Here is a 26,591-nt window from a genome sequence, read left to right as displayed (position 1 = left end):
GCTGCGGATTACTCCGCAGCCTCCCGTTTTCCGGCCGGCCGGCGCTCCAGAAGCTCCTTCAGGAAGTGACCGGTATAGGAACGCTCGACTTTCACGATGTCTTCCGGCGTACCGGTCGCCACCACTTCGCCGCCGCCCGTGCCGCCTTCAGGCCCGATATCGATGATCCAGTCCGCCGTCTTGATGACTTCGAGATTGTGCTCGATCACCACGACGGAATTACCCTGTTCCACAAGCGCATGCAGCATTTCGAGCAGCTTGTTGACATCGTGGAAATGCAGGCCGGTCGTCGGCTCGTCGAGAATGTAGAGCGTGCGACCGGTGGAGCGCTTGGACAGTTCCTTGGCGAGCTTGACGCGCTGCGCTTCGCCGCCGGAGAGCGTATTGGCCTGCTGGCCGACCTTGATATAACCGAGGCCGACATCGAAAAGCGATTGCAGCTTGTCGCGCACAGCCGGCACGGCGGCGAAGAATTCCACGCCTTCCTCCACCGTCATATCCAGCACGTCGGCGATGGATTTGCCCTTGAAGGTGACGTCAAGCGTCTCGCGATTATAACGCTTGCCGTGGCAGACATCGCAGGTGACGTAAACGTCAGGCAGGAAGTGCATCTCGATCTTGATGACGCCATCGCCCTGGCAGGCCTCGCAGCGGCCGCCCTTGACGTTGAAGGAGAAACGGCCCGGCGCGTAACCGCGCGCCTTGGCTTCCGGCAGACCGGCGAACCAGTCGCGGATCGGCGTGAACGCACCGGTATAGGTGGCCGGGTTGGAACGCGGCGTGCGGCCAATCGGCGACTGGTCGATATCGATCACCTTGTCGATGAATTCGAAACCATCGATGCGGTCGTGCTCGGCCGGGATTTCGCGCGCACCCATCACCCGGCGCGCCGCCGATTTATAAAGCGTCTCGATCAGGAATGTGGATTTGCCGCCGCCCGAAACGCCGGTTACGGCAGTGAAAACACCGAGCGGCACAGCTGCCGTGACATTCTTCAGGTTGTTGCCGCGCGCGCCAAACACCTTGATTTCGCGGCCTTTCTTGGGCTTGCGACGCTCAGCCGGCACGGCGACGCCGAGTTCGCCCGAAAGATATTTGCCGGTCAGCGATTTCGGATTGGCCATCACCTCCTGCGGTGATCCTTCGGCAATCACCTGACCGCCATGAATGCCGGCGGCCGGGCCGATATCGACGACATAATCGGCCGTCAGAATGGCGTCTTCGTCATGTTCGACCACGATGACAGTATTGCCGATATCGCGCAGATGTTTCAGCGTATCGAGCAGGCGGGCGTTGTCGCGCTGGTGCAGGCCGATTGACGGCTCGTCGAGAACATAGAGAACGCCTGTCAGGCCCGAGCCGATCTGCGAGGCCAGACGGATACGCTGGCTTTCACCGCCGGAAAGCGTGCCGGAATTGCGCGACAGGCTGAGATAATCCAGTCCGACATCATTGAGGAAGCGCAGGCGCTCGCGGATTTCCTTGAGGATGCGGACTGCGATTTCGTTCTGCTTGGCGTTGAGGTTTTCCGGCAGCACTTCAAACCAGTCGCGCGCCGTGCGGATCGACATTTCGGTGACTTCACCAATATGCAGCTTGTTGATCTTGACGGCGAGCGCTTCCGGCTTCAGGCGATAACCGGCGCAGGCCGGGCAGGGGGCCGCCGACATGTAGCGTTCGATTTCCTCACGCGCCCAGGCGCTGTCGGTCTCTTTCCAGCGACGCTCCAGATTGGGCACGATGCCTTCGAAATTCTTCACCGTCTTGTAGGAGCGGGCGCCGTCCTGGTAGTTGAATTCGATCTTTTCCTCGGTGCCCTGCAGGATGGCGTGCTGTGCGTCCTTCGAAAGATCGGACCATTTGCTGGAGAGCTTGAAGCCGAAGGCCTTGCCGAGCGCTTCCAGCGTCTGGTTATAATAGGGCGAGGAGGATTTGGCCCAGGGAGCTATCGCGCCGTCCCGCAGCGTTCGTGCCGGTTCCGGAACGATCAGGTTTTCATCCACCTTCTGCTGCGAGCCAAGGCCATCGCAGCTCGGGCAGGCGCCGAAGGGGTTGTTGAAGGAGAACAGCCGGGGCTCGATTTCCGGAATGGTGAAGCCGGAAACGGGGCAGGCGAATTTTTCCGAAAACAGCACCCGCTCATGAGTCTCGTTGAGCGACTTGTTGGCGGAGCCGCCAGCGGCGGTTTCTTCCGGTGGCAAAGGCTTGTCAGCAAATTCCGCAATCGCCAGCCCGTCGGCGAGCTTGAGGCAGGTCTCGAGACTGTCGGCAAGGCGTGCTGCCATGTCCGGGCGCACGACGGCGCGATCGACCACCACGTCGATGTCGTGCTTGTATTTCTTGTCGAGAGCAGGAACGTCGGCGATTTCGTAGAACTGGCCATCCACCTTGACGCGCTGGAAGCCCTTCTTCATCAGATCGGCGAGTTCCTTCTTATATTCGCCTTTGCGGCCGCGGACTATCGGCGCAAGAATATAAAGACGCGTACCTTCCTCGAAAGCGAGAATGCGATCGACCATCTGGCTGACAGTCTGGCTTTCGATCGGCAGGCCGGTGGCTGGCGAATAGGGGACACCGACACGCGCGAAGAGAAGGCGCATATAATCGTAGATCTCGGTGACCGTGCCGACCGTGGAGCGCGGGTTGCGCGAGGTGGTCTTTTGCTCGATGGAGATTGCCGGCGACAGGCCGTCGATCTGGTCGACATCCGGCTTCTGCATCATCTCCAGGAACTGGCGCGCATAGGCCGAGAGGCTTTCGACATAACGGCGCTGGCCTTCGGCATAGATCGTATCGAAGGCAAGCGAAGACTTGCCCGAGCCGGAAAGGCCGGTCATGACGATCAGCTTGTTGCGCGGCAAATCCAGATCGATGCCCTTGAGGTTATGCTCGCGGGCGCCACGGATGGAAATCGTCTTCAGTTCACTCATGACAAGGCTCGGACAAAAATAACAGGCTTGATGGCAGCGCGTCCTTATGTAGTGACGCAGCCGGGTGTGTCGAGGTCTATTCCCTCTCGGTCGCAGCTTTTCGGAAAGCTTGACTCGAAATCTGCGATTTAATAGAACAAAAAAGGAACGAAATGCAAGCGCGAATGTCCGCTCCCGCAGCTTAAGATTATTCTTTGTGGATAGTTCCATGCTTGCGGTGCCCTTTGCGGGCGGCGGCAGCTATTGTGTGGCAAATTTTTTGAAATGCAATTGCCGGTCATGATGGCCGGCGGACAGGATGACGAGATGGCTGGTAGCGTAAACAAGGTAATTCTGATCGGGAACGTGGGCGCTGATCCCGAAATCCGCCGGACGCAGGATGGCCGCCCCATCGCCAACCTGCGCATCGCCACCTCGGAGACCTGGCGTGACCGCAATAGCGGCGAGCGCAAGGAAAAGACCGAATGGCACACCGTCGTGGTTTTCAACGAAGGCCTGTGCAAGGTCGTCGAGCAATATGTCAAGAAGGGCGCCAAGCTCTATATCGAAGGCCAGCTGCAGACCCGCAAATGGCAGGACCAGACCGGTAACGACCGTTACTCCACCGAAATCGTGCTGCAGGGCTTCAACTCCACGCTGACCATGCTTGACGGTCGCGGCGAGGGCGGCGGTGCTGCCCGCAGCGGCGGTGGCGATTTCGGCGGCGGCAACGATTATGGCAGCGGCGGCGGCTCCAGCTATGGCGGCGGTTACGACCAGCAGTCCTCGTCGCGCGGCGGCTCTGCCCGTGGCGGCAGCCAGCCCGCCGGCGGCTTCTCCAATGACATGGACGACGACATCCCGTTCTGATCGGACGGTGGATCAAGAAACGCGTGACAGGAGGTGAGCTTGACTGACGAAACCGTGCAGCCGAAACAGCCCGCCACCTGGCGCATCATTCTCGCTTTTTTCCTCGATTTCTGGACGGCGTTTTTCGCCGCCGGATTTCTGGTCGCGACGGTCGCGGGTGGGCGAACGCCCGAAGGTTTTGCCCTCAACGGCGCGCCCGCCTTTATCGCCTTCGCGCTGATCATCGCCTATTTTGTCGTACTCGGTCGGTTCTTCGGCGGTACGCTGTGGCAGCGCCTCCTGAAGGCGAGACGCTGACTTCAGGCTTTGCCGGTTCCTCCTGAGAGGAGGATACTTCCACGTCGCGGCAAGCTATGCCGCGACTTTGTCCGCCAGCATCGCGACCATGACATCGGATTGCGACACGATGCCCACCATCTTGCCCCTGGCATCGATCACCGGCAGATAATGCAGCCCTTCCTCCGCAAAGCGGATGATGGCTTCCTCGATGGAGGTTTCCGGTCGCACGGTTTTCACCGGTGATGTCATGATGTCCTTGACCGTATCATTGGGTGCGCTTGCGCCTGAGAGGATGAGGCGCAGCCGCTGCAGGAAACCGATGGAGGGACGACCGTTTCTCCAGCTCGCCTTTTCCAGAAAGTCCGTCTGGGTGACGATGCCGACGATTTCGGCCCTGTCATTGGTGACGGGCAGCGCCTTGAAATGATGGCTGTGCATCAGCGCATGGGCGTGGCGCAGGCTGTCGTCAGGAGCAACACCGACCACGTCGCGTGACATGACGCTTTCGCAATCGAGATGCAGCGCGCGACGCCGGTAGGAACGCAACTCGGTCCTGCGCAGGATGGTTTCCAGCGCATCGCGGTCGATATCGATGAACTCGTCATATTCCTTCAGCACTTCGTCGAGATCGGTGGAGGAAAAGCCGATTTTCTGGATGGGTGTCGGATCCGTGGTACCGTGGGCGGCCTTGCCGAGCTTCAGGCCGTGCGGATAGGCGCGACCGGTGGCATTGTTATAGGCGAGGGCCAAAGCAAGAAGGATCAGCGAATTTCCGGCGACCGGCCACAGCAGGAAACCATAGCCGAGGCTGTGCACGGCAGGGCCGCCGAGGACGGCAGTCAGTGCGACAGCACCGCTTGGCGGGTGCAGGCAGCGCAGCGCTATCATGGCGGCGATGGCGAGGCTGATGGCGAGCGCGCTGGCAAGAAACAAATCCGGAACCAGCAGCGCCACGGTCACACCAACGAAAGCCGAAACGAGGTTGCCGCAGAGGATCGACCATGGCTGCGCCAGCGGGCTGGAGGGCACGGCAAACAAAAGCACGGCCGAAGCGCCCATCGGCGCGATCATGGCTGGCAGGGTGGGATCGAAACGGAGAGCAAGACTTCCCAAAAGGCCGGTCAGCAGGATGCCGACAAAGGCGCCGGTTGCGGAGCGTAGCCTTTCCCTGTTGCTGACGGGTGCGGCATCCGGGATGAGGCGGCGCAGCGTGGAACGCATGGAGATAACTTTCGAATCCGAAAAAACATGCGTCTTTTAGCCGAAGCAGAGGGCGGATTTAAAGGGAGGATTTTCCGGCATTTCAGCGGTTGGCGGGAATTTATTGCGCTAGTGTCGCGAAGCGGCTCAGAACGCGAAGGCCGATTTTATGCCATCGACCACGAATTGCACGGAAAGCGCCGCAAGCAGAACGCCGAGCAGTCGGGTAAGGATCGCGCGGCCGGTATTGCCGAGAAAGCGGTCCATCCGCTCCGAAACGATGAGCGCGGCATAAACAAGGGCCATGGCGAAAGCGAGGATCAGGATGAGCACCACCATCTCGACGGTGGTCTTCATTGAGCCGGCAAGCAGCACGGTGGCGGAAATGGCGCCCGGTCCGGCGATCAGGGGCAGCGCCAGCGGAAAGACCGCCAGATTGTGGAGGTGGTCCTTGGTGATGGCGATTTCGGAAGTCTTTTCCTTGCGTTCCTGGCGCTTCTCGAAAATCATCTCGAAGGAGATCCAGAACAGCAGAAGGCCGCCGGCGATGCGGAAGGCGCCCAGCGAAATGCCGAGCAGGTTGAGGATCGCAAGGCCGAAGAGCGCGAAGACGGCGAGAATGCCGAAGGCGATGATGGAACCGCGCAGCGCCACCTGGCTGCGCTGGTCGCGGTTCATGCCGGCGGTGAGCGCCAGGAAGACGGGGGCGAGACCCGGCGGATCGAGTGTGACCAGAAGTGTGGTAAGCGCGTTGATGAGCGTTTCGCTGCTGGCCATTTTTTCCCCGCTTATTGCCTTTTTGCGCGTGAGACTACGCAAGTCGCAATCGCTTTAAAAGGGAGTGGCGACGCTTTTGCTGACCTAAATGGCGAAAAGCGGTGTATGTCTTGCAAATGACGCAAAAGACTGTTCAAAACTCGCCGGGAAATTGGCTTAACGTGGCTGTTTCCGCTATAAAAATCCATCCGATTCTTAACAGAGAATGTGATCCGTTTTGACTGACCAGAGCCCCCCCGGCGGCGGAAAACTTCCGCCAGGCATTGAACCGATTTCCATCATGGAGGAAATGCAGCGGTCGTATCTCGATTACGCCATGAGCGTTATCGTTTCCCGCGCGCTTCCCGATGTGCGAGACGGCCTGAAGCCGGTTCATCGCCGTATTCTTTACGGCATGTCCGAACTCGGCATCGACTGGAACAAGAAATACGTCAAATGCGCCCGCGTTACCGGTGACGTGATGGGTAAATTCCATCCGCACGGCAATTCGGCGATTTATGACGCGCTGGCGCGTATGGCGCAGGACTGGTCGCTCCGCCTGCCGCTGATTGACGGGCAGGGTAACTTCGGCTCCATCGACGGGGATCCGCCGGCGGCCGAACGTTATACCGAATGCCGTCTGGAAAAGGCCGCCCATTCGCTGCTCGACGATCTCGACAAGGAAACGGTCGATTTCCGCGACAACTATGACGGCACCTTGCAGGAACCGGTCGTCATTCCGGCCAAGTTCCCGAACCTCCTGGTCAACGGGGCAGGCGGCATCGCCGTCGGCATGGCCACCAATATTCCGCCGCACAATCTGTCCGAAGTCATCGACGGCTGTATCGCGCTGATCGAAAATCCGGCGATCGAACTGCCCGAACTGATGCAGATCATTCCCGGCCCGGATTTCCCGACCGGTGCTCTGATCATGGGCCGCTCCGGCATCCGCTCAGCTTACGAGACGGGCCGCGGTTCGGTCATCATGCGCGGCCGCGCGACCATCGAACCGATGCGTGGCGACCGCGAGCAGATCATCATCACCGAGGTTCCCTATCAGGTGAACAAGTCGTCGATGATCGAGAAGATGGCCGAACTGGTCAAGGAAAAGCGCATCGAGGGCATTTCCGACCTGCGCGACGAATCCGACCGCCAGGGTTATCGCGTCGTCATCGAGCTGAAGCGCGACGCCAATGCCGATGTCATCCTGAACCAGCTTTATCGCTACACACCGCTGCAGACCTCCTTCGGCTGCAACATGGTGGCGCTGAACGGCGGCAAGCCGGAACAGATGACGCTGCTCGACATGCTGCGCGCTTTCGTCTCCTTCCGCGAGGATGTCGTCAGCCGCCGCACGAAGTACCTGCTGCGCAAGGCGCGCGAGCGTGCGCATGTGTTGGTCGGTCTGGCGATTTCCGTCGCCAATATCGATGAGGTCATCCGCGTCATCCGTCACGCTCCCGATCCGGCTTCGGCCCGCGAGGAGTTGATGACCCGGCGCTGGCCGGCGCAGGAAGTGGAAAGCCTGATCCGTCTGATCGACGATCCGCGTCACCGCATCAATGAAGACGGCACCTACAATCTCTCCGAAGAGCAGGCGCGCGCCATTCTCGAATTGCGCCTTGCCCGCCTCACCGCACTTGGTCGCGATGAAATCGGCGACGAGCTGAACAAGATCGGCGCGGAAATCAGCGAATATCTTGAGATCCTGTCGTCACGCCTGCGCATCATGCAGATCGTCACGGAAGAGCTCATCGCGATCCGCAACGAGTTCGGCACGCCGCGCCGTTCCGAGATCGTCGAGGGCGGCCCCGACATGGACGATGAGGACCTCATCGCCCGCGAAGACATGGTCGTCACCGTTTCGCATCTCGGCTACATCAAGCGTGTGCCGCTGACCACCTACCGGGCGCAGCGTCGCGGCGGCAAGGGCCGTTCTGGCATGGCGACGCGCGACGAGGATTTCGTCAATCGCCTCTTCGTTGCCAATACCCATACGCCGGTACTGTTCTTCTCCTCGCGTGGCATCGTCTACAAGGAAAAGGTCTGGCGTCTGCCGATCGGCACGCCGCAGTCCAAGGGCAAGGCCCTGATCAACATGTTGCCGCTGGAGCCCGGAGAGCGCATCACCACCATCATGCCGTTGCCCGAGGATGAGACCACCTGGGAAACGCTTGACGTGATGTTCTCGACGACACGCGGCACGGTTCGCCGCAACAAGCTCGGCGATTTCGTGCAGGTCAACCGCAATGGCAAGATCGCCATGAAGCTGGACGAGGAGGGCGATGAAATCCTCTCCGTCGAAACCTGTACGGACCGCGATGACGTGCTGCTGACGACCGCGCTCGGCCAGTGCATCCGCTTCCCCGTGGACGATGTGCGCGTCTTTGCCGGCCGCAACTCCGTCGGCGTGCGCGGCATCAACATGGCCGAAGGCGACCGCATCATCTCCATGACCATTGTCGGGCATGTGGAAGCGGAGCCGTGGGAGCGTGCAGCCTATCTGAAGCGCTCGGCTGCTGAGCGGCGTGCCGCAGGCGTCGATGAGGACGATATCGCACTCGTTGGCGAGGAAGTGACGGAAGAGGGTGAACTGAGCGAAGAGCGTTATCAGGAACTGAAGGCACGTGAAGAATTCGTGCTGACGGTTTCCGTGAAGGGCTTCGGCAAGCGCTCCTCCTCTTACGACTTCCGCACCTCGGGCCGCGGCGGCAAGGGTATCCGCGCCACTGACACCTCGAAGACCAACGAGATCGGCGAACTGGTTGCGGCCTTCCCCGTGGACGAAGGCGACCAGATCATGCTGGTGTCCGATGGCGGGCAGCTCATCCGCGTGCCGGTCAACGGCATCCGCATCGCCAGCCGCGCCACCAAGGGTGTGACGATCTTCTCTACCGCGAAGGATGAGAAGGTGGTTTCCGTGGAGCGCATCAACGAGCCGGAAGGCGACGACGAAGCAGAGAACGGTAATGGCGAAGATGCCGCCGACGATCTGCCGGATACGCCGGAGGCACCGGAGAACGAGGCGTAAGCCGCCTCGTCATCTTCGGGTACCAATCAAGAAAAACCCCGCGGTGCTCAGGCTCCGCGGGGTTTTTCTTTTGTCGTATCAGCTACGTTTGATTTTCAGCGAATCCGAATATGGACCGGAGCGCGACCCGAACGGCTCGCGACATGAAGGTGGATGTTTGCTTCCGGCTGATTGGAGCGCCAGGCGCGGGCGCCATGCGACAGAAGCAGCGCCACGAGATCGCGTGTTTTTGCCTTGGAACGGTTGAGACCGAGATCGGCGATACGCATTGCCGCCTCGTGAATGGGATGCAGAACCGACAGGCTGCCATGCCCATTGCCAGACGCAATGTCCGAATAATTCTCGTTGACTGCCATCTTGGAAAGCCTCGCTACTCATTACACAATTCGAGGAGACAGGCGATGTTTCGACAATGAAGCACCGCCTGCGGAAACATCAGTTACTGGAGTGACGCCCAGCAGCTGACGCCTTTCTTTTTCAGTACATTACATGCATTCACCGCAGCGTTCTGGCCATCAAAGCCGCCGAAACGGGCGCGGTAGATCTGGGAGCCGTCCTTGCTGAAGGCGACCGTGAAGGGTTTTGCGGAGCGCAATGCCGCGCCGCCTTTTTCCTGCGCGTTCTGCAACAGGCCGCGGGCGGAATTTTCGTCCGGTGATGCGCCGATCTGGATTACCCAGCCGCCTTGCGGAGCCTCGGATCGAGCCGAAACAGAAGGGGCGGAGGCGACAGACGCCGTGGTAATATTGTCCACCTTGGTCGAGTTGGTGATCAACTTGCGGTCCGGTGCAGCGGGTGCCTGAGCAATCGGATCCTTGCCCTTCTGCCAGGTGGCGGCTTCCATGGCCTTGACGGCTGCATTGGAAGAGGAGCCCGCAAAGGCGGTGACCGGCGCTTCCTCGTAACGGGTTTGCGGAACGGGACCTGCATGCGGAAGACCGGAATCGGTCGCTGCGACGGCCACGGAAGGCACAGCTGCAGCCACGGCAACGGGTTCTTCGACCGGAGCAGAACGCGTCTGGGCGATCAGGTTGCTGTTGCCGCCGCGCGATGCCTGCGGCAGGTAAGTAGCAACAAGCTTGCGCATGGTCGCGTCACGGGCAGCACTCGAACGGCCGCCGAGAACGACAGCGACGATCGAGCGACCGTCGATCTGCGCCGACGTGGCAAGGTTGCTGCCGGCTGCGCGGGTGTAGCCCGTCTTGATGCCATCCACGCCCTTCACGGTTCCGACGAGGCGGTTATGGTTGCCGATAACCTGCTTGCCGAAGTTGAAGGTGCGGGTGGAGAAATAGCCGTAATATTGCGGAAAATGCTGGCGAAGCGCCACGCCGAGGCGGGCCTGGTCGCGCGCCGTCGTCATCTGCGCCGTGTTGGGCAGGCCGTTGGCGTTGCGATAGGTCGTGCGGGTCATGCCGAGTGCACGGGCTTTGGCGGTCATCATTCTGGCAAAGCGGTCTTCCGAGCCGCCGATATATTCGCCGAGCGCGGTTGCCATGTCATTTGCAGAACGGGTGACGAGCGCAAGGATAGCCTGTTCCACGGTGATGCTGCCGCCGGCGCGCACGCCGAGCTTGGATGGTGGCTCCTTGGCGGCATTGGCGGAAACCGGCACCTTGGAATCAAGCGAGATGCGTCCGGTATTGAGTGCTTCGAACGTCAGGTAAAGCGTCATCATCTTCGTCAGCGAGGCTGGATAACGCAGGCCGTCAGGATCCTCACCATAGAGGACCTTGCCGGTCTTGGCGTCGATGACGATACCCGCATATTTCGGGTCGGCCTTTGCGGTCTGAACGGATGTTGCGGTTATGAACGCCGCAGCAAGGGTTAACGCAATAAACCTCACGAAAGACGTTGCACCCGCTTTGCGCGAATGTGCTCCAGATAGACTTTTCAACACTGCTGAACTCTTCAATCGCATATTTATGTTCCGCTCGGACACGCCCCGCCCGATGCTCCGAGACGAAACTTTATCGGGATGGCGTTACCAAGTGGTTTATGAAAGGTATCTGCCTCCCATAAAATGCGACTTTTCGCACACAATCTGTGCCGTGCCGTGTCACGGATTTCCGTCTTTTACGAGGCGTCGCTCGATATAGTTTTTCACATTCGCATCCAGCTTTTGCCATTGTGGCAGCAGGGCGGAGGAGAAACGATAGAACAGGCTGAGATCCTGTCCGGTGTGAATATCCCTCTGGCAATCGCTGTCAGTGGCCTCCTGCGGCGGTTGCGGCAGGAGGCAGCGCACCACATAGGCGTTGCCGCCCTCACGCTCGCCCGTCAATATGACTTCCTTGCCGTAGCCGGAATCGGCGCGCAGACGGTGCAGCACGAGGCCGTGCTTCAGCGGCACCGGCTCTCCCTCTGTCAGGCGTGAATAGATCGGCGCGAAGCGACCGGACATATCCTCCGACATGGTGCTTTGCGAAAGCTGGATGAAAATCAACCCCGCCGCCTGCGTCGGATCATCGAAAACAGAGCGATTCGCATCCTCATAGCCCCTGAGGTCCGGCCAGCTTAGATAAAGATCGATGCGTTCGCGTTCTCCGCTGAGGCGCTCGGAAGGCGCTCGCAGGGTGTTTTTCGCAAGCTTCAGCCGGTCGTTGCCGATGACGATCTCCACGTCCTCGGTGGCCGCCGTATGGCCCGCCTGGAGAATCCGCTCGCCGTACCATTTGATGCCGACATTGAGCGCGCCGAGAAAGATGAGAAGAATTCCGGCGATGAGGGCGGTCCGGAGCATGACTGACGATGAAAGCAGGGGTTTCTGGTCTTTCATGGACTTCCATATGCGGTTGGCCGCCGGATGATTCTCCGGGACGGGAAATAGCCGTGCAAAGCTTTAACCTGAGGCGATCGGCATTGAAATGATGTTTTGCCGCTGCTACCTGATAACCACCAAGCAAAGGACGGCATATGGCAGCGCGCGACAGATATTCCCGGAAGCTCGAATGTTCCAAATGTGGTCATCAGGGTTTTGCCGAAGCGTCGGAATCGGATGACAAGAGCCGCCGTGACGTCGATTTTCGCATCGATGAAATGCCTGGGGGATTTCGCGCTGAGCGCGTCTCGGGCGATCCGACGGATTTCATGATCCGTTGCGCCCAGTGCGGCAATATATTCCGTTTCCTGCAGAAAACCGCCTATGCGCCGGGAGGCGAGCCGCGCGTGAAGGCCTGAACGGGAGGTGCCCGCATGACTTTACCGCAACAACCTGATGGAGCGCCGCAAAGGCGCAAACCGATCTGGCCGTGGATCCTGCTCCTGGTACTGACGCTCTGCGCCATCTATTCCTATAATCGCGCCAATGAAATCATCGCGGAATTGTCAGACACCTTGCCGCCCGCTCTGCTGAAGCTGTTCGAGGATATTCTTCGCGGCGACGGCCGGCATGGCAATGGCGGACCGGGCATCGGCGTCTGAAGGGAGGACGTCTGGCGCGTAGCCGGCCCCTCGGGCGTGCTTCAGCCTCTGTGATCGCAAATAAAAAAAAGCCCCGCAAATAGGCGGGGCAGGTTGATCGCTCGGGGAAAGTTGGGCAATGCCCGGGAGCGATGGCTTGATATAAGTGACAAGAGTGCTGACGCGATAGGCCACTTCCGACCCAAACAGTACGCCCGCGCATAAATTTTGTTCAATCAGCAGATTTTTAAAAGATGAGCTCGGTAAATCTGTAAGACAACTTGACAGACTTTCCCTTTATTCTTTGCATTGCCTCGAATTGCACATATTCGCCTTTAACATAACGTGACATGAGCAGACGCATGGATAAATCCGGAATTTTCTTCGTAGCGCTTTTGCTGGTGCTGATCGCAATTGTTTTGAGCCTGACGCTATTCGATTCGGCCCAGCAGGTGCCGTCGATACCTTCAGGCGACGGATCCCTGCTGCCGCCGGCAACGACCCCGGGGCAATGATCTGCCAACCATAAAGAGAAGGACGGCGCCGCTCGCCCGGGCGGGATTGACGGCCTTTTTCAAACCGCTATAAAGCCTCACCACCGATGGATGGGTGTCCGAGTGGTTTAAGGAACCGGTCTTGAAAACCGGCGTGCGTGAGAGCGTACCGTGGGTTCGAATCCCACCCCATCTGCCATTCAGTCCGAAAATGATTCTAAAAGAGCAGCGACGAAGGATGCTTCGATCGCGTTGCTTTGCTTTGGAATGGCTGGAGATCGGCGTGAATGGGAAACCCGCCTTTCGGCGGGTTCCGAGCGGCTAATTTGATCAGATTTCCGGACAACCCCGTTCATTCGCGAAGGTGATGCGATCCGGTCCCCGGCGCGTGAAGCCTTCAACGACGACACGACCCGGCGTGACGCGTACGACCTCGGGATCGCGTAAACCTGCCTCACGGGCAGCGGCACGGGCTTCGCGTTCGCTGCAACCGCGCATGCGGGGCGGGCCACGGCGGTCCACATCCCGGTCACGATCTCGGATGACGGGGCGAACGCCGTCAGGGCCGATTCTGAGCTCCATGTCCTGTGCACCTGCAGGGATTGGTGCGGCGAAGGATACGAGGGCGATGCCAATCGCCAGACCTGTGGTTTTCATAAACTTGATCATGTTTCCTCCCTCAGCCGAAACCGGCGGAAGCTCGTTGTTTGCGGGGAGAAAACGCGGTCGTCGTCCATTTGTTCCTTGAGCATGCGGTCGGGAAGGGAGGCCGAGGTGGGTAGATTGGGCCCGACAGATCGGCTTAAAAGATAGAAATCATTAACCACGTTCGTTACAATTTTATCGAATTTGCAGAAGTCGTTCGCATTTTCGCCACGTTATGCACAAGATTAAACGACTGTTAGGTGCTTCGATGGCAGGGGCAATTATCGAGGCAAGTGAGGGTGCGGTTCTCCGAGCCAATAGCAGCGTGGGGCAGACGATTTGAATTCTTCGGTCAAGAAACTCGGCATCAACGCCAGGTCGGGCGTGAAGTGGCTCGCAATTTCCGTGCTTTGCGCTGCGACTGCATCGTGTTCCACGACGTCCGAGACCAAGCCTAAACCCAAGCGCAGCAAGGAATATTTTTCCGAATCCGAATATGGCGTCAAAGCCAGCCCGCGTGTGGCCGATGGCAAAAGCATTCCCAAGGGCGGCGGGCGCGAGCTGGTCGGCAATGCCTATACCGTCAAGGGCCGCCGTTATTTCCCGAAGGAAGAGCCGGGTTACAACAAGACCGGTCTTGCTTCCTGGTACGGTTCCGCCTTTCATGGTCGCCTGACCGCCAATGGCGAAGTCTACGACAAAGAACATCTTTCTGCCGCACATCCGACATTTCCCCTGCCGAGCTACGCGCGCATCACCAACATGGAGAATGGCGCTTCGGTTCTCGTGCGCGTCAACGATCGCGGACCGTTCCATGAAGGCCGCCTGATCGACGTTTCCAGCAAGACGGCCGATCTTCTGGACATGAAGGCCACTGGAACGGCGAATGTGCGGGTGCAATATGCCGGCCGCGCACCGCTTGACGGTCACGACATGCCCTATCTGATGGCATCTTACATTCCGAAGGGATCGCGTTCGCCGGGTGTAGCACCGGAAGGGCAGATCGCAACGGGCGTGATGGTGGCTTCGGCCTCTCCGAATTTCGTTCCCGCGCCCACCTCCAACCCGAATTATGGCGGCTCTACCCAGACGGCGCTCGTCGGTTCCAAGAAGAATGCGGCGCTTCAGGCCATGCCGCTGGTCAATGGCCCGGCGCCGGTTTTCGAACAATTCGCGATCCTGCCGGAAATCGGCCCTATCCTGGCCGAGCGTCCGGAAGGCAATTTCATGCGTGAGCCGGCTGCCCCCGGCGGCAATTATCTGCGCGTGCCGACGCCGTCTTCCAAATTTGCCGCGGCCTATTCCGAAGAATCTGCTACGGTTTCCAGGACCGCGAGCGCCTTTGACAGCGTGCTCGTCGATCGTGGCGCGCTCAATGAGCAATCGATACTCGCCCATGTGAAGCGTCAGCAGGCGAAGTCGCGCTGACGGATTGAAGGATACGGCCGGCCTCTCGCCTTTATCGCGGGCAGCCGGTTGCGGCAGGCAGGACTGGGCGGTTTCATGCGCAAGGCCATTCATCGCTCCTATTGTTCGGTCGTCACGGCGGCTGCGCTTGCGTTTTTCAGTGCAGGCCCGGCGCAATCACAGACAGCCCCCTTCATCGCCAAGGCCGAACAGGCCTATATGGTCGATGCCGAAACGGGAACGGTGCTTCTTTCGCAGAATGAGAATCAGCCTTTTCCACCTGCATCGCTCGCCAAGCTGATGACGGTGGAGGTGGTGCTGGATGCGCTGTCCAAGGGTCAGGTGACGCCTGAGACCGCTTATCCCGTCTCGGAATATGCCTGGCGCACGGGCGGTGCGCCGTCGCGCACCTCGACCATGTTCGCGGCGCTGAAATCCTCCGTCAGCATCAATGATCTCTTGACCGGCATCATCGTCCAGAACGCCAATGATGGCTGCATTGTCATCGCCGAAGGCATGACGGGCTCGGATGCCGCCTTTGCCAAGCGCATGACGGCGCGGGCGGGCGAACTTGGCATGAGCCGCAGCACCTTTACCAATTCCACGGGGCTTCCCGATCCCGGCAACCAGACGACGGCCAGGGACATGGTGCGCCTTGCCCAGCATCTGCATGACACCTATCCCGACCGTTACGGGCTTTTCACCAAGCCGGATTTCGAATGGAACCGGATTTTCCAGCGCAATAAAAACACGCTGTTGATGCCGGGCAGCGGTATCGATGGTCTCGGGCTTGGTTTTGCCGAAGGCAGCGGTTTTGCCGCCGTCGTCTCGGCCGAGAGGGAAGGCCGCCGGGTCTATCTGGCGCTTTCAGGCATCGTGGACGACAAGACGCGGCAGGAGGAAGCCCGCCGGGTGGTGGACTGGGGCCTGACGGCCTTTGAGAAACGCCATCTTTTCAGCAAGGACGAGGCTGTCGGGTCGGTCAGCGTCTATGGCGGCGATGTCGCGCATATCGATCTTTCGCCGAAGGAAGATGTCAGCGTGCTGGTGCCAGTCAATAATCCGGAGCGTATTTCCGGACGAATCGTCTATCGCTGGCCGCTGAATGCACCTTTGGACGTTGGCGCAAATGCCGGAACGCTCAGGATTTTTTCGGGTGAGCGCCTGTTGCGGGAGGTTCCGCTTTATACGAAGGCGGCGGTCGGCAAGGGATCGCTTACCCAGAATGCAACGGGTGCGCTGAAGGAACTGCTGCTGTTCTGGCTCTGAAAGCCTGTTCCACGCATCGCCTTGTTCCTATGCTTTTGTTCAGGCACCGGTTTTTCTGAAAAGCGCTTCACACATTTCGGTTCGATGCTGTAAACAGGCAATTCAACATTTACGTGAATTCCTCGCAGGACGTGACATTGGCCGAAAAGACCGGATTGTTCATCAGCTTCGAAGGCGGCGAAGGCGCCGGCAAGTCGACGCAGATTCGCACCCTTGCCGAGGCGCTTCGCGGCCGTGGTTTCGAGGTGGTCGTGACGCGCGAGCCGGGTGGCTCGCCGGGTGCGGAGGCTGTCCGGCATGTGATCCTGTCGGGTGCGGCCGAATCCTTCGGCGTGCGCATGGAAGCAATCCTGTTTGCGGCTGCCCGCAACGACCATGTCGAAGAGGTCATTCGCCCGGCGCTCGCGCGCGGCGAGATCGTCCTCTGCGACCGGTTTCTCGATTCTTCTCGCGTTTATCAGGGCACGACCGGCAATCTGGAGCCGGACTTCATCGAAACCCTGCAACGCATCGCGATTGACGGCGTCGTGCCCGAACTGACACTGATTTTCGATATCGCCGCCGAAAAGGGGCTCGCCCGCGCCAGAAAGCGTGCGGATGAGGGCGCTGCGCCTGATCGGTTCGAGAAAGAGGAAATCGAAACCCACGAGAAGCGGCGGGAAGCCTATCTGGATATTGCGCTCGCCGAACCGCGTCGCTGCCGGATCGTCAATGCCGACCAGCCGGAAGGAAAGGTGGCGGAGGATGTCCTGTCCTTCGTCGAGCCTTTGCTTGAACAGCTGGGAATAGCAGCGGGCGCGGCGCATGAGTGAGGTTCAGGGCGTTCTCGACGGCGCGATTGCGCCACAGCAGAACACGAAGCTTTTTGGCCATGAAGAGGCGGAAGCGTTCCTCGCGCAATCCTATCGCTCAGGTAAGGGCCATCACGCCATTCTGATCGAGGGGCCGGAGGGGATCGGCAAGGCGACGCTCGCCTTCCGTTTTGCCAATCATGTGCTCAGCCATCCCGATCCGTCGCTGGCGCCGGATTTTCTTGCCGATCCCGATCCGCAATCGCTGGTCAGCCGGCAGATCACCGCAGGCGCCTCGCATAATCTGCTGCATCTCACCCGTCCGGTGGACGAAAAGACCGGCCGTGTGAAATCAGCCATCACCGTGGACGAGGTGCGGCGGGCAGGGCACTTTTTCTCGCAGACGTCTGGCACCGGCAACTGGCGCATCGTCATCATCGATCCCGCCGACGATCTCAACCGCAATGCCGCGAATGCGATCCTCAAAATACTGGAGGAACCGCCAAAGCGGGCGATGTTTCTCGTCCTGTCGCACGCGCCCGGAAAATTGCTGCCGACCATCCGCTCGCGCTGCATGCCGCTCAGGCTCCTGCCGCTTTCCGACGCGGCCATGGTGCAATCGCTCGATTATCTCGGTATCAGCCCATCCGGCGAAAAACGAGATGCCCTGCTTGCCGCCTCCAAGGGCAGCGTCGCGCAGGCGCTCAAGCTGCTGAATTACGGCGGCTCGGACATCGTCGAGGCCTTTGCCGAGGTCATGGGAGCCGAAGGGCCGGGCGCGCGCAAGCAGATGCACAAGCTTGCGGAGATTCTCGCGCAGAAGGACGGAGACATCGTCCTCGGCTTCTTCATGGAGCATGTGACGGAAGAGCTGATGGAGCGCGCAAGGGCGGCGGCGATGGAGGGCGATATCGCGGCGGCGGAAAGACATGCGCGGCTTTCCTCGGCGCTTTCGGAACGCATCACCGTGGCGCAGGCCTATAATCTCGACAAGAAGCAGATGGTGCTTTCCATTCTGGAAGATATCCGTTCGGTTTAGGTGCCGGGATCAGGAATCATACCCGAAATGGGGAAGTTGTTGTTTCGCTGCTGCGCACAATGGTTTAAGAGCGGTCTATCCAAAAAACAGCCTGTAAAGTCGATAGACCGTCATGACAGACAAGACACCATTCTACATCACCACCGCGATCTCCTATCCTAACGGCAAGCCGCATATCGGCCATGCCTATGAGTTGATTGCGACGGACGCCATGGCACGCTTTCAGCGCCTGGATGGAATGGATGTTTTCTTCCTGACCGGCACCGACGAACACGGCCAGAAGATGCAGCAGACAGCGCGGGCGGAAGGTATTTCGCCGGAAGAGCTGGCGCAGCGCAATTCCGATCAGTTCCGCGAGATGGGCAAGCTGCTCAACGCCTCGAACGATGATTTCATCCGTACCACGGAAGAGCGTCACCACGAGACCTCGCGCAATATCTGGAACCTGATGGCCGATAGCGGCGATATCTACAAGGGCAGCTATGCCGGCTGGTATTCCGTGCGCGACGAGGCCTATTACGGCGAGGACGAGACGGAAGTGCGCGCGGACGGCGTTCGTTACGGGCCGCAGGGCACGCCGGTCGAGTGGGTGGAAGAGGAAAGCTACTTCTTCAAGCTCTCCGAATATCAGGACAAGCTGCTGAAGCTTTACGAGGAAAACCCTGAATTCATCGGTCCGTCGGAACGACGCAACGAAATCATCTCCTTCGTGAAATCCGGCCTCAAGGATCTGTCGATTTCCCGCACCACCTTCGACTGGGGCATCAAGGTTCCGAACGACCCGAAGCACGTCATGTATGTCTGGGTCGATGCGCTGACCAACTACATCACCGCCACCGGTTACATCGAAGACAAGAACGGTCCGCGCGCCAAATATTGGCCTGCCGACGTGCATATCATCGGCAAGGACATCATCCGCTTCCACGCGGTCTACTGGCCAGCCTTCCTGATGAGCGCCAAGTTGCCGCTGCCCAAGCGGGTCTATGCCCATGGCTTCCTGCTCAACAAGGGCGAGAAGATGTCGAAGTCGCTCGGCAATGTCGTCGATCCGGCCAATCTGGTGAACCATTTCGGTCTCGATCAGGTCCGTTATTTCTTCCTGCGCGAAGTCTCCTTCGGCCAGGACGGCAGCTATAGCGAAGAGGGTATCGCCACCCGCATCAATGCCGATCTCGCCAATGGCATCGGCAATCTCGCCAGCCGTTCGCTGTCGATGATCGTCAAGAATTGCGACGGCCAGATACCGACACCCGGTGAGTTCACCGATGAAGACAAAGCGATGCTCGCCTCCGCCGACGGGTTGCTGGCGATTTGCCGTGAGGAGATGGGCAAGCAGCTCATCCACCGCGCGCTTGCGGCCATTATCGCCGTCGTCTCGGAAACCGACCGTTATTTCGCGTCGCAAGAGCCTTGGGCGCTTAAGAAGACCGATCCCGAGCGCATGGGAACCGTGCTTTACGTGACGGCGGAAGTGGTGCGCCAGATCGGCATTCTCTTGCAGCCCTTCATGCCAGAATCCTGCGACAAGCTGCTCGATCTCGTTGCCGCTCCCGCCGACAAGCGTGATTTCGCTGTATTGGGCGAAGCCGGCCGTCTGGTTCCGGGCACGCCGCTCGAAGCGCCGAAGCCGGTTTTCCCGCGTTACGTCGCGCCGGAAGCGTGAAGGCGACAACCATGCTGATCGATACGCATTGCCATCTGGATTTTCCCGATTTCGAGGCTGAGCGCGACGATATCATCGCCCGCGCCCATGCTTCGGGTGTCAGCCAGATGGTGACGATCTCGACCCGGGTGCGCCGGTTGCCCGAACTTTTGAAGATCACGGAAAAATATCCGTCGGTCTTCTGCTCGGTCGGCACGCATCCCAACAGCGCAGCCGAGGAACTGGATATCTCTGCTGATGATCTGGTGCGGCTGGCGGAGAGCCACGACAAGATCGTGGCGATCGGCGAGGCGGGTCTGGATTATTTCTACGACACGCAGAAGCCGGAAGACCAGAAGACCGGCCTCCTTCGCCATATCGAGGCGGCAAGGAGAACGAAGCTGCCGCTCGTTATTCACAGCCGCAGTGCCGATGACGACATGGCCGCTATTTTGCGCGCCGAGAGCGAAAAGGGAGCATTCCCCTTCATTCTGCACTGCTTCTCCGCTGGTCCTGAGCTGGCGAAAGCCGGTGTCGAACTTGGCGGTTATGTTTCCTTCTCCGGCATTCTGACTTTCCCGAAATCGCAGGATATCCGCGATATCGCCGCCACCGTGCCGCTGGACCGGCTGCTGGTGGAGACGGACGCGCCTTATCTTGCGCCGAAGCGCTGGCGCGGCAAACGCAACGAACCTTCCTACGTGGTCAACACCGCGGAGGTTCTGGCCGAGGTGCATGGCGTTTCCTATGAGCGCATGGCCGAAATCACCACCGAAAACGCCTTCCGCTGCTTTTCGAAGATGACAAGGGTGTAGGCGTGGCAATCTACCGTCGCCGCTTCACGGTTCTCGGATGCGCGTCGTCGCCCGGCGTGCCGCGCATCAACGGCGACTGGGGTGCCTGCGACCCTGACAACCCCAGGAACAGGCGCACGCGCACCGCCTTCATGGTGGAGCAGATCGGCCCGGATGGCGGCAGGACAACTGTCGTCATCGATACCGGCCCGGATTTTCGTGAGCAGATGATCGCGGCGAAGGTGGAGGCGGTCGATGCGGTGCTTTACACCCACGCCCATGCCGACCATCTGCACGGCATCGACGATCTGCGCATCTATTTCGCCATTCAGCAAAACCGCATTCCGATCTATGCCGATCCCGTCACCATGGCGCGCATATGGGACGGTTTCGCCTATTGCCTGGAGACGCCGCCGGGCAGCAGCTATCCGCCCATCGTCGAACCCCGGATCATCGCGGATATCGACGCGCCTGTTATCATCGACGGGGCAGGCGGGCCGATACCTTTTGGCGTGCATATGCAGCAGCATGGCGATGTGCATTCGCTGGGATTCCGCATTGGTGACGTTGCCTATTGTACCGATGTCAGCGATTTTCCGGCCGAGAGCCTACCGAAGCTTGCGGGTCTCGATGTCCTCGTCATCGACGCGCTGCAGCACCGTTACCACCCAAGCCATCTTTCGCTGGAGCAGGCGCTCGGCTGGATCGAGAAATTCGCACCCAGACGGGCGATCTTGACCCACATGCATATTCCGCTCGATTATGACACGGTGATGCGTGAAACGCCTGATAATGTTGAACCGGCTTATGATCAGATGCGTTTCGAGATCGAGATCGAAGCAGCCTGACGCCGCCTGAAAAGGAACAGCATGTCGACCAAGCCTTTCCGTGCACCCAGTATGGCGAGCTTCTTCGACAATCTGCGCGCCAGCCGGTTGCGGGCCATGTTCCGCCGCGGCGAACTGGGGCTGGTGATCCTCGCCGTTTTCATCGGCATCGCCGCGGGTCTCCTGGTGGCGCTGATCGGCGCTCTTAGCACGGCGCTGCATGTGCTGGTCTTCGGCGTCGAGCGGCTGAGTAGCAGCGATCTTTCCGGGCGGATCGTGCTCGCCGGTCCTATCATCGGCGGCATAGTACTTGGCCTGATCATCTTCATTCTATCGAAGACCCGCAAGAAACCCATGGTCGACCCCATCGAGGCAAATGCGCTGCATGGCGGCCGCCTGTCGCTGACGGACAGTATCATTGTCTGCGTGCAGAATATCGTCTCCAACGGTTTCGGCGCCTCCGTCGGGCTCGAGGCCGGTTACACCCAGATCGCCAGCGGCGTTGCCTCGAAGATCGGCATCAAGCTGAAACTGAGGCGAGGGGACATGCGCATCCTCGTCGGCTGCGGCGCCGCAGGGGCGATTGCAGCAGCGTTCAATGCGCCTCTGACCGGGGCGTTCTACGCCATTGAACTCATCATCGGCACTTATACCGTCGTAACGCTTGCGCCGCTCATCGTTTCGGCGCTGGTGGCGACGACCGTTATCGGTGTTATCGGCGGCCATGGCCTCTCCATCGATATTGTCGATGCCAGCCGCGTGACGCCGGCGGATTATGTGCCTGCCATCTTTCTCGGCGTCGTGTGCGCGGCCATCGGCATCACGCTGATGCAGGCGGTGTCCTTCATCGAGGAGACGGCCCGCAAAAGCGCCATTCCCGGCTGGCTACGCCCTGCAATTGGCGGCGTGGCGGTGGGTGGGCTTGCGCTGATTTCACCGCAGGTGCTGTCGAGCGGCCACGGCGCGCTGCATCTCAATATCGACGCAGAACTGACGATATACGGGCTGGCCGGACTGTTCCTGCTGAAGGCGGCGGCCAGCGCCATTTCCATCGGTTCGAATTTCCGCGGCGGCCTGTTTTTCGCCTCGCTGTTCATGGGATCGCTGCTCGGCAAGATTTTCGCGCTTTGCGCCCCCTATATCGGTTATGGTTCGACAGCACCCATCGTTTATGCCGTGATCGGCATGAGCGCCTTTGCCGCCGCCATCATCGGTGGCCCGCTGACCATGACGTTTCTGGCGCTGGAACTGACCGGTGACTTCCAGATCACGGCTCTGGTGCTTGCCGCCGTCATCACCACCTCGCTCGTGGTACGCACCACGTTCGGTTACTCTTTCGCCACCTGGCGTTTTCACCTGCGTGGCGAGAGCATTCGCAGCGCCCACGATATCGGCTGGATCCGCGACCTGACGGTCGGCAAGATGATGCGCGCCGATATCCGCAAGGCCAATGTCAGCATGGGGCTTCCGGCCTTCAGGGAGAAGTTCCCGCTCGGTTCAACGCAACGGGTAATCATGACCCATGATGACGGGCGTTATGCTGGCGTCGTCCTTGTCCCGGAAATCTATGCCGACCCGATGGATCGCGACCCCAGCAAGATCAGCCTCGAAACCTATCTGCACTACAAGAACGACGTGCTGCTGCCGACCATGAATGCCCGTCAGGCGGCGGCGGCCTTCGATGCGGCGGAGAGCGAGGCGCTGGTGGTCGTCAACGACAAGATCGAAAATCGGCCGGTGGGCCTGCTCACGGAAAGCCATACATTGAGACGTTATAGCGAAGAGCTGGATCTTAGGCGTCGCGAGGCGTCCGGTGAATTATAATATACATTAGGAAATCTATTCATCTTGTTGATAAGATTAATTTTTATATTCATTTCTTCTGCCTCGTTTGTTTTCTTGACAATCCTTTTGTATCCGTTATTCTGGATATATGGATAATTTAACCGCAATAACAGCGCTTGGCGCTTTGGCTCAATCCACCCGCCTGGAGACATTCCGGATACTCGTGCGGCACGAGCCGGACGGTGTTCCCGCTGGGGAACTTGCGCGCCTTATCGATGTTCCACAGAACACGATGTCGGCGCATCTCGCCACGCTTTCGCGGGCGGGTCTGGTCAAGAGCGAGCGGCAAAGCCGGTCTATCATCTATCGCGCCGATCTTGACGGGTTGCGCCTGTTGACCCTGTTTCTGCTGAAGGATTGCTGCGGTGGTTCGACCGAACTTTGTGCACCGCTGATTGCCGAGCTGACACCCTGCTGCAGCCCGGAGGCGACACCATCGCCGGGCCTGTAAGACCACCGATCTAACCACGGACCGAAACCATGACCGACAAGATTTATAACGTGCTCTTTCTGTGCACGGGCAATTCCGCTCGTTCCATTCTTGCCGAATCCATTCTCGCCAGGGAAGGTGAGGGGAGGTTCAACGCCTATTCGGCCGGCAGCCAGCCGAAGGGGGAGGTGAACCCTCACGCCCTGAAGGAACTGGCGGTGCTGGGTTATCCTGCTGCTGGTTTCACCTCGAAAAGCTGGGATGTTTTTGCCGGGCCTGATGCGCCCCAGATGGATTTCATCTTCACGGTCTGCGACAGCGCCGCAGGTGAAGCCTGTCCCGTCTGGATCGGCCATCCGATGACGGCCCATTGGGGTATAGAGGACCCCGCCGCCGTGGTCGGCTCTGAGGCCGAGGTTCAACGCGCCTTTGCGCAGGCTGCCCGTTTCCTCAAGAACAGGATCGCGGCTTTCGTCAGCCTGCCCCTGCAATCGATCGATCGAATGGCGCTGGAAACCAAGCTCCGGCAGATCGGCGCTTTGGAAGGAACCACCAATTGTGAAGGAAAATCGGCCTGATGTCCGTCTTCGAACGTTATCTGACCGTCTGGGTGTTCCTGTGCATCGTTGTCGGTGTCGCGCTCGGCCATTGGATGCCCGGCGTCTTTCAGCTCATCGCTGCTGCCGAGATCGCCAGGGTGAATATCCCGGTTGCGGTCCTGATCTGGCTGATGATCATCCCGATGCTGCTCAGAATCGATTTCCGCTCCCTCTCGCAGGTCGGCACATTCTGGCGCGGCATTGGCGTGACGTTGTTCATCAACTGGGCCGTCAAGCCGTTCTCGATGGCGCTGCTCGGCTGGTTTTTCATCGGCTGGCTATTCCGTCCTTATCTTCCGGCTGGTGAGATCGACTCCTATATTGCCGGGTTGATCATCCTTGCCGCCGCTCCATGCACCGCCATGGTCTTCGTCTGGAGCAACCTGACACGGGGTGAACCGCTGTTTACATTGTCGCAGGTCGCGCTCAACGATGCGATCATGGTCGTGGCCTTTGCTCCCATTGTCGGGTTGCTGCTAGGCCTTTCGGCCATCACCGTGCCCTGGGATACGCTCGTTCTCTCTGTCGCGCTCTATATTGTCGTTCCCGTCATCCTCGCGCAGCTGATCAGGCGGTGGCTCATGACTGACGGAACGTCACGAATGCTGGATCGCGTTCTTGCAAGGCTGCAGCCGATTTCGCTGGTGGCTTTGCTTACGACGCTGGTTCTTCTCTTCGCCTTCCAGGGCGAGCAAATCATCGCCCAGCCAGCCGTCATCGGTCTGCTTGCCATCCCGATCCTCATCCAGGTCTATCTGAATTCGGGGCTTGCCTACCTCCTGAACCGGATGACGGGTGAGCGACATTGCGTCGCCGGGCCTTCGGCCCTCATCGGCGCCAGCAATTTCTTCGAGCTGGCCGTCGCGGCCGCCATCAGCCTGTTCGGCTTTCAATCAGGCGCGGCACTCGCAACCGTTGTCGGTGTTCTCATCGAAGTCCCGGTCATGCTTTCGGTCGTCTGGATCGTGAACCGCTCGAAGGATTGGTATGAGGCTGCCCCCGCCGTTTCCCGAACGATAATGACTGAAAGGCAATGACCATGGATGCCACGATTTTTCACAATCCGTCCTGCGGAACGTCTCGCAACACGCTGGCGCTGATCCGCGCGGCAGGGATCGAGCCGACCGTGGTCGAATATCTGCGGGAACCGCCGACGCGCGAACGGCTCGCAAAAATGATTGCGGATGCGGGCATGACGGTGCGCGAAGCCATGCGCGAGAAGGGGGCACCCTATACCGAACTCGGTCTCGACAATCCCGATCTGACCGACGATCAGCTGCTTGATGCGATGATAGAAACACCGATCCTCATCAATCGCCCTTTCGTGGTGACACCACTCGGCACCAGGCTCGCCCGTCCATCGGAAGTCGTGCTGGATATTCTGCCAAAGACTTTCAACGGACCGTTCTTCAAGGAGGATGGTGAGCAGGTCCTCGACAATGAAGGAAAGCGCATTGCCTGAGACATTTCCCGCGTTGCAGGCGCAACACCTGCACAACATTGACCCGGATGCACTGCATCCGACGTTTTCGACCCACAAGCCGCGCATCCTGATCCTTTACGGCTCGCTGCGCGAGGTTTCGTATAGCCGTCTGCTTGCATTCGAAGCCGGGCGGCTGCTCGAACGGCTCGGTTGCGAGGTTCGGATATTCGATCCGAAAGGCCTGCCTTTGCCCGATGAAGCGCCGGCCAGCCACCCGAAGGTGAAGGAGTTGCGTGAACTCTCCCAATGGTCGGAGGGACAGGTCTGGGTAAGTCCCGAACGCCACGGCGCGATGACCGGCATCATGAAGTCGCAGATCGACTGGATTCCTCTCGCGGTCGGATCGGTCCGGCCAACACAGGGCAAGACGCTCGCCATCATGGAGGTTTCCGGCGGAAGCCAGTCCTTCAACGCGGTGAACCAGATGCGAATTCTCGGCAGATGGATGCGGATGATCACCATCCCAAACCAGTCCTCGGTGGCAAGGGCCTATCAGGAATTCGATGCTGAAGGCCGGATGAAGCCATCATCCTATTATGACCGGGTCGTGGATGTCTGCGAGGAACTGGTGAAATTCACGCTACTGACACGTGACGCTTCCAGCTATCTGACAGATCGCTACAGTGAACGCAAAGAGCAGGCAGAGGAGCTTGAAAAACGAGTCTCGCTAAAATCGATCTGATCGGTTGGCGCTGGTGGTGTTTCGTGCTTTTCAGATATGATCACATCGATCGCGCAGTGGCATCTGTAGCGAGCAACAACCGCACAAATCCAAAGCCACACCACCAAATAAGTTCCATAATATATGTTATGCGATTATTGTGTGTAGCCGCAAAGTTAAAGTGTCGTGTTTCTGCAAAGTTGGAATGTCACACTCCC

Annotated in this window: 26 protein-coding genes and 1 tRNA gene; 20 read left to right on the top strand and 7 right to left on the bottom strand. The window is 59.4% G+C overall.

The window, feature by feature from the left end; genetic code table 11:
- Nucleotides 1-8: 8 nt before the first annotated feature.
- Nucleotides 9-2,930 carry an excinuclease ABC subunit UvrA gene (uvrA, locus tag QRN60_RS07340; RefSeq protein WP_099085416.1) on the bottom strand — a complete coding sequence of 974 codons (2,922 nt, stop codon included), beginning with the start codon at nucleotides 2,928-2,930 and terminating at the stop codon, nucleotides 9-11.
- Nucleotides 2,931-3,194: 264 nt separating this feature from the next.
- Between uvrA and QRN60_RS07335 the strand changes: the two genes are divergently transcribed.
- Nucleotides 3,195-3,779: a single-stranded DNA-binding protein gene (locus QRN60_RS07335; RefSeq protein WP_003502762.1), complete on the top strand. Its 585-nt coding sequence runs from the start codon at nucleotides 3,195-3,197 to the stop codon at nucleotides 3,777-3,779.
- A gap of 33 nt (nucleotides 3,780-3,812) precedes the next feature.
- The gene (locus QRN60_RS07330; RefSeq protein WP_223564850.1) at nucleotides 3,813-4,076 is read left to right on the top strand and encodes a hypothetical protein; all 264 of its coding nucleotides are present in this window, start codon (nucleotides 3,813-3,815) and stop codon (nucleotides 4,074-4,076) included.
- A gap of 54 nt (nucleotides 4,077-4,130) precedes the next feature.
- Here QRN60_RS07330 and QRN60_RS07325 read toward each other — a convergent pair whose 3' ends face one another.
- Both QRN60_RS07325 and QRN60_RS07320 read right to left on the bottom strand, forming a co-directional pair.
- On the bottom strand, nucleotides 4,131-5,279 hold the full coding sequence (locus QRN60_RS07325; RefSeq protein WP_129565184.1) for an HPP family protein: 1,149 nt from the start codon (nucleotides 5,277-5,279) through the stop codon (nucleotides 4,131-4,133).
- 126 nt (nucleotides 5,280-5,405) lie between these two features.
- Entirely contained in the window at nucleotides 5,406-6,035 is a 630-nt protein-coding gene (locus QRN60_RS07320) for a MarC family protein (protein ID WP_003502754.1), read from the bottom strand.
- Between the two features lie 217 nt (nucleotides 6,036-6,252).
- On the opposite strand from QRN60_RS07320, the gene gyrA reads away from it, so the two are divergent.
- Nucleotides 6,253-9,045, top strand: coding sequence for a DNA gyrase subunit A (gene gyrA / locus QRN60_RS07315; protein WP_060724999.1), 2,793 nt, complete (start codon nucleotides 6,253-6,255; stop codon nucleotides 9,043-9,045).
- Between the two features lie 95 nt (nucleotides 9,046-9,140).
- Here gyrA and QRN60_RS07310 read toward each other — a convergent pair whose 3' ends face one another.
- From QRN60_RS07310 to QRN60_RS07300, 3 genes are all read right to left on the bottom strand, one after another.
- Nucleotides 9,141-9,401 carry a hypothetical protein gene (locus QRN60_RS07310; protein ID WP_003502750.1) on the bottom strand — a complete coding sequence of 87 codons (261 nt, stop codon included), beginning with the start codon at nucleotides 9,399-9,401 and terminating at the stop codon, nucleotides 9,141-9,143.
- Between the two features lie 83 nt (nucleotides 9,402-9,484).
- The gene (locus QRN60_RS07305) at nucleotides 9,485-10,966 is read right to left on the bottom strand and encodes a D-alanyl-D-alanine carboxypeptidase family protein (protein ID WP_080570138.1); all 1,482 of its coding nucleotides are present in this window, start codon (nucleotides 10,964-10,966) and stop codon (nucleotides 9,485-9,487) included.
- A 138-nt stretch (nucleotides 10,967-11,104) separates the two neighbouring features.
- Nucleotides 11,105-11,824 (bottom strand): hypothetical protein, encoded by a 720-nt coding sequence (locus QRN60_RS07300; RefSeq protein ID WP_129565183.1) that lies wholly within the window; start codon nucleotides 11,822-11,824, stop codon nucleotides 11,105-11,107.
- A 137-nt stretch (nucleotides 11,825-11,961) separates the two neighbouring features.
- On the opposite strand from QRN60_RS07300, the gene QRN60_RS07295 reads away from it, so the two are divergent.
- The 4 genes from QRN60_RS07295 (at nucleotide 11,962) to QRN60_RS07280 (ending at nucleotide 13,140) form a co-directional block, all read left to right on the top strand.
- Nucleotides 11,962-12,225 carry a hypothetical protein gene (locus QRN60_RS07295; RefSeq protein WP_129565182.1) on the top strand — a complete coding sequence of 88 codons (264 nt, stop codon included), beginning with the start codon at nucleotides 11,962-11,964 and terminating at the stop codon, nucleotides 12,223-12,225.
- 15 nt (nucleotides 12,226-12,240) lie between these two features.
- Entirely contained in the window at nucleotides 12,241-12,468 is a 228-nt protein-coding gene (locus tag QRN60_RS07290) for a hypothetical protein (protein ID WP_284765208.1), read from the top strand.
- Between the two features lie 341 nt (nucleotides 12,469-12,809).
- A complete protein-coding gene (locus QRN60_RS07285; RefSeq protein WP_003502736.1) occupies nucleotides 12,810-12,962 on the top strand; it encodes a hypothetical protein in 153 nt (50 codons plus the stop codon).
- Nucleotides 12,963-13,050: 88 nt separating this feature from the next.
- Nucleotides 13,051-13,140 (top strand) — tRNA-Ser (locus QRN60_RS07280).
- 131 nt (nucleotides 13,141-13,271) lie between these two features.
- On the opposite strand, the gene QRN60_RS07275 is transcribed toward QRN60_RS07280, so the two are convergent.
- Entirely contained in the window at nucleotides 13,272-13,610 is a 339-nt protein-coding gene (locus QRN60_RS07275) for a hypothetical protein (RefSeq protein WP_020012516.1), read from the bottom strand.
- 315 nt (nucleotides 13,611-13,925) lie between these two features.
- Here QRN60_RS07275 and QRN60_RS07270 point away from each other — a divergent pair, with 315 nt between their 5' ends.
- The 13 genes from QRN60_RS07270 (at nucleotide 13,926) to arsH (ending at nucleotide 26,394) form a co-directional block, all read left to right on the top strand.
- On the top strand, nucleotides 13,926-15,014 hold the full coding sequence (locus QRN60_RS07270) for a septal ring lytic transglycosylase RlpA family protein (RefSeq protein WP_099085419.1): 1,089 nt from the start codon (nucleotides 13,926-13,928) through the stop codon (nucleotides 15,012-15,014).
- Nucleotides 15,015-15,089: 75 nt separating this feature from the next.
- Nucleotides 15,090-16,262, top strand: a complete 1,173-nt coding sequence (locus tag QRN60_RS07265) for a D-alanyl-D-alanine carboxypeptidase family protein (protein ID WP_080866135.1) — start codon at nucleotides 15,090-15,092, stop codon at nucleotides 16,260-16,262.
- 137 nt (nucleotides 16,263-16,399) lie between these two features.
- On the top strand, nucleotides 16,400-17,074 hold the full coding sequence (gene tmk / locus QRN60_RS07260) for a dTMP kinase (protein ID WP_129565181.1): 675 nt from the start codon (nucleotides 16,400-16,402) through the stop codon (nucleotides 17,072-17,074).
- A complete protein-coding gene (locus QRN60_RS07255; RefSeq protein WP_129565180.1) occupies nucleotides 17,067-18,092 on the top strand; it encodes a DNA polymerase III subunit delta' in 1,026 nt (341 codons plus the stop codon). The genes tmk and QRN60_RS07255 overlap by 8 nt, the downstream gene beginning before the upstream one ends.
- Nucleotides 18,093-18,204: 112 nt before the next feature.
- On the top strand, nucleotides 18,205-19,755 hold the full coding sequence (gene metG, locus QRN60_RS07250; protein ID WP_129567337.1) for a methionine--tRNA ligase: 1,551 nt from the start codon (nucleotides 18,205-18,207) through the stop codon (nucleotides 19,753-19,755).
- A gap of 11 nt (nucleotides 19,756-19,766) precedes the next feature.
- Nucleotides 19,767-20,549 carry a TatD family hydrolase gene (locus QRN60_RS07245; protein WP_112277808.1) on the top strand — a complete coding sequence of 261 codons (783 nt, stop codon included), beginning with the start codon at nucleotides 19,767-19,769 and terminating at the stop codon, nucleotides 20,547-20,549.
- A 2-nt stretch (nucleotides 20,550-20,551) separates the two neighbouring features.
- Entirely contained in the window at nucleotides 20,552-21,376 is an 825-nt protein-coding gene (locus tag QRN60_RS07240) for an MBL fold metallo-hydrolase (protein WP_060726205.1), read from the top strand.
- Between the two features lie 21 nt (nucleotides 21,377-21,397).
- Nucleotides 21,398-23,179: a chloride channel protein gene (locus tag QRN60_RS07235; RefSeq protein WP_087743908.1), complete on the top strand. Its 1,782-nt coding sequence runs from the start codon at nucleotides 21,398-21,400 to the stop codon at nucleotides 23,177-23,179.
- 109 nt (nucleotides 23,180-23,288) lie between these two features.
- The gene (locus QRN60_RS07230) at nucleotides 23,289-23,651 is read left to right on the top strand and encodes an ArsR/SmtB family transcription factor (protein WP_035212424.1); all 363 of its coding nucleotides are present in this window, start codon (nucleotides 23,289-23,291) and stop codon (nucleotides 23,649-23,651) included.
- 29 nt (nucleotides 23,652-23,680) lie between these two features.
- Complete coding sequence (locus tag QRN60_RS07225) at nucleotides 23,681-24,208, top strand: arsenate reductase ArsC (RefSeq protein WP_129565179.1); 528 nt, start codon at nucleotides 23,681-23,683, stop codon at nucleotides 24,206-24,208.
- Complete coding sequence (gene arsB / locus QRN60_RS07220; RefSeq protein ID WP_111792850.1) at nucleotides 24,208-25,266, top strand: ACR3 family arsenite efflux transporter; 1,059 nt, start codon at nucleotides 24,208-24,210, stop codon at nucleotides 25,264-25,266. The genes QRN60_RS07225 and arsB overlap by 1 nt, the downstream gene beginning before the upstream one ends.
- 2 nt (nucleotides 25,267-25,268) lie before the next feature.
- Nucleotides 25,269-25,691, top strand: a complete 423-nt coding sequence (gene arsC, locus QRN60_RS07215; protein ID WP_112590445.1) for an arsenate reductase (glutaredoxin) — start codon at nucleotides 25,269-25,271, stop codon at nucleotides 25,689-25,691.
- On the top strand, nucleotides 25,669-26,394 hold the full coding sequence (gene arsH / locus QRN60_RS07210) for an arsenical resistance protein ArsH (protein WP_003502708.1): 726 nt from the start codon (nucleotides 25,669-25,671) through the stop codon (nucleotides 26,392-26,394). The genes arsC and arsH overlap by 23 nt, the downstream gene beginning before the upstream one ends.
- Nucleotides 26,395-26,591: the final 197 nt, after the last annotated feature.

This window comes from Agrobacterium sp. CFBP2214 (assembly GCF_030209895.1).
GTDB lineage: Bacteria > Pseudomonadota > Alphaproteobacteria > Rhizobiales > Rhizobiaceae > Agrobacterium > Agrobacterium radiobacter.
This window is presented reverse-complemented; position numbering and strand designations above follow the sequence as displayed.

What these genes read in the sequence shown, in the direction of transcription:
- uvrA (WP_099085416.1), bottom strand. Translation starts at nt 2,930, where the DNA reads ATGAGTGAACTGAAGACGATTTCCATCCGTGGCGCCCGCGAGCATAAC.
- QRN60_RS07335 (WP_003502762.1), top strand. Translation starts at nt 3,195, where the DNA reads ATGCAATTGCCGGTCATGATGGCCGGCGGACAGGATGACGAGATGGCT.
- QRN60_RS07325 (WP_129565184.1), bottom strand. Translation starts at nt 5,279, where the DNA reads ATGCGTTCCACGCTGCGCCGCCTCATCCCGGATGCCGCACCCGTCAGC.
- QRN60_RS07320 (WP_003502754.1), bottom strand. Translation starts at nt 6,035, where the DNA reads ATGGCCAGCAGCGAAACGCTCATCAACGCGCTTACCACACTTCTGGTC.
- QRN60_RS07310 (WP_003502750.1), bottom strand. Translation starts at nt 9,401, where the DNA reads ATGGCAGTCAACGAGAATTATTCGGACATTGCGTCTGGCAATGGGCAT.
- QRN60_RS07305 (WP_080570138.1), bottom strand. Translation starts at nt 10,966, where the DNA reads ATGCGATTGAAGAGTTCAGCAGTGTTGAAAAGTCTATCTGGAGCACAT.
- QRN60_RS07300 (WP_129565183.1), bottom strand. Translation starts at nt 11,824, where the DNA reads ATGAAAGACCAGAAACCCCTGCTTTCATCGTCAGTCATGCTCCGGACC.
- QRN60_RS07295 (WP_129565182.1), top strand. Translation starts at nt 11,962, where the DNA reads ATGGCAGCGCGCGACAGATATTCCCGGAAGCTCGAATGTTCCAAATGT.
- QRN60_RS07290 (WP_284765208.1), top strand. Translation starts at nt 12,241, where the DNA reads ATGACTTTACCGCAACAACCTGATGGAGCGCCGCAAAGGCGCAAACCG.
- QRN60_RS07285 (WP_003502736.1), top strand. Translation starts at nt 12,810, where the DNA reads ATGGATAAATCCGGAATTTTCTTCGTAGCGCTTTTGCTGGTGCTGATC.
- QRN60_RS07275 (WP_020012516.1), bottom strand. Translation starts at nt 13,610, where the DNA reads ATGATCAAGTTTATGAAAACCACAGGTCTGGCGATTGGCATCGCCCTC.
- QRN60_RS07265 (WP_080866135.1), top strand. Translation starts at nt 15,090, where the DNA reads ATGCGCAAGGCCATTCATCGCTCCTATTGTTCGGTCGTCACGGCGGCT.
- QRN60_RS07255 (WP_129565180.1), top strand. Translation starts at nt 17,067, where the DNA reads ATGAGTGAGGTTCAGGGCGTTCTCGACGGCGCGATTGCGCCACAGCAG.
- metG (WP_129567337.1), top strand. Translation starts at nt 18,205, where the DNA reads ATGACAGACAAGACACCATTCTACATCACCACCGCGATCTCCTATCCT.
- QRN60_RS07245 (WP_112277808.1), top strand. Translation starts at nt 19,767, where the DNA reads ATGCTGATCGATACGCATTGCCATCTGGATTTTCCCGATTTCGAGGCT.
- QRN60_RS07235 (WP_087743908.1), top strand. Translation starts at nt 21,398, where the DNA reads ATGTCGACCAAGCCTTTCCGTGCACCCAGTATGGCGAGCTTCTTCGAC.
- QRN60_RS07230 (WP_035212424.1), top strand. Translation starts at nt 23,289, where the DNA reads ATGGATAATTTAACCGCAATAACAGCGCTTGGCGCTTTGGCTCAATCC.
- QRN60_RS07225 (WP_129565179.1), top strand. Translation starts at nt 23,681, where the DNA reads ATGACCGACAAGATTTATAACGTGCTCTTTCTGTGCACGGGCAATTCC.
- arsB (WP_111792850.1), top strand. Translation starts at nt 24,208, where the DNA reads ATGTCCGTCTTCGAACGTTATCTGACCGTCTGGGTGTTCCTGTGCATC.
- arsC (WP_112590445.1), top strand. Translation starts at nt 25,269, where the DNA reads ATGGATGCCACGATTTTTCACAATCCGTCCTGCGGAACGTCTCGCAAC.
- arsH (WP_003502708.1), top strand. Translation starts at nt 25,669, where the DNA reads ATGAAGGAAAGCGCATTGCCTGAGACATTTCCCGCGTTGCAGGCGCAA.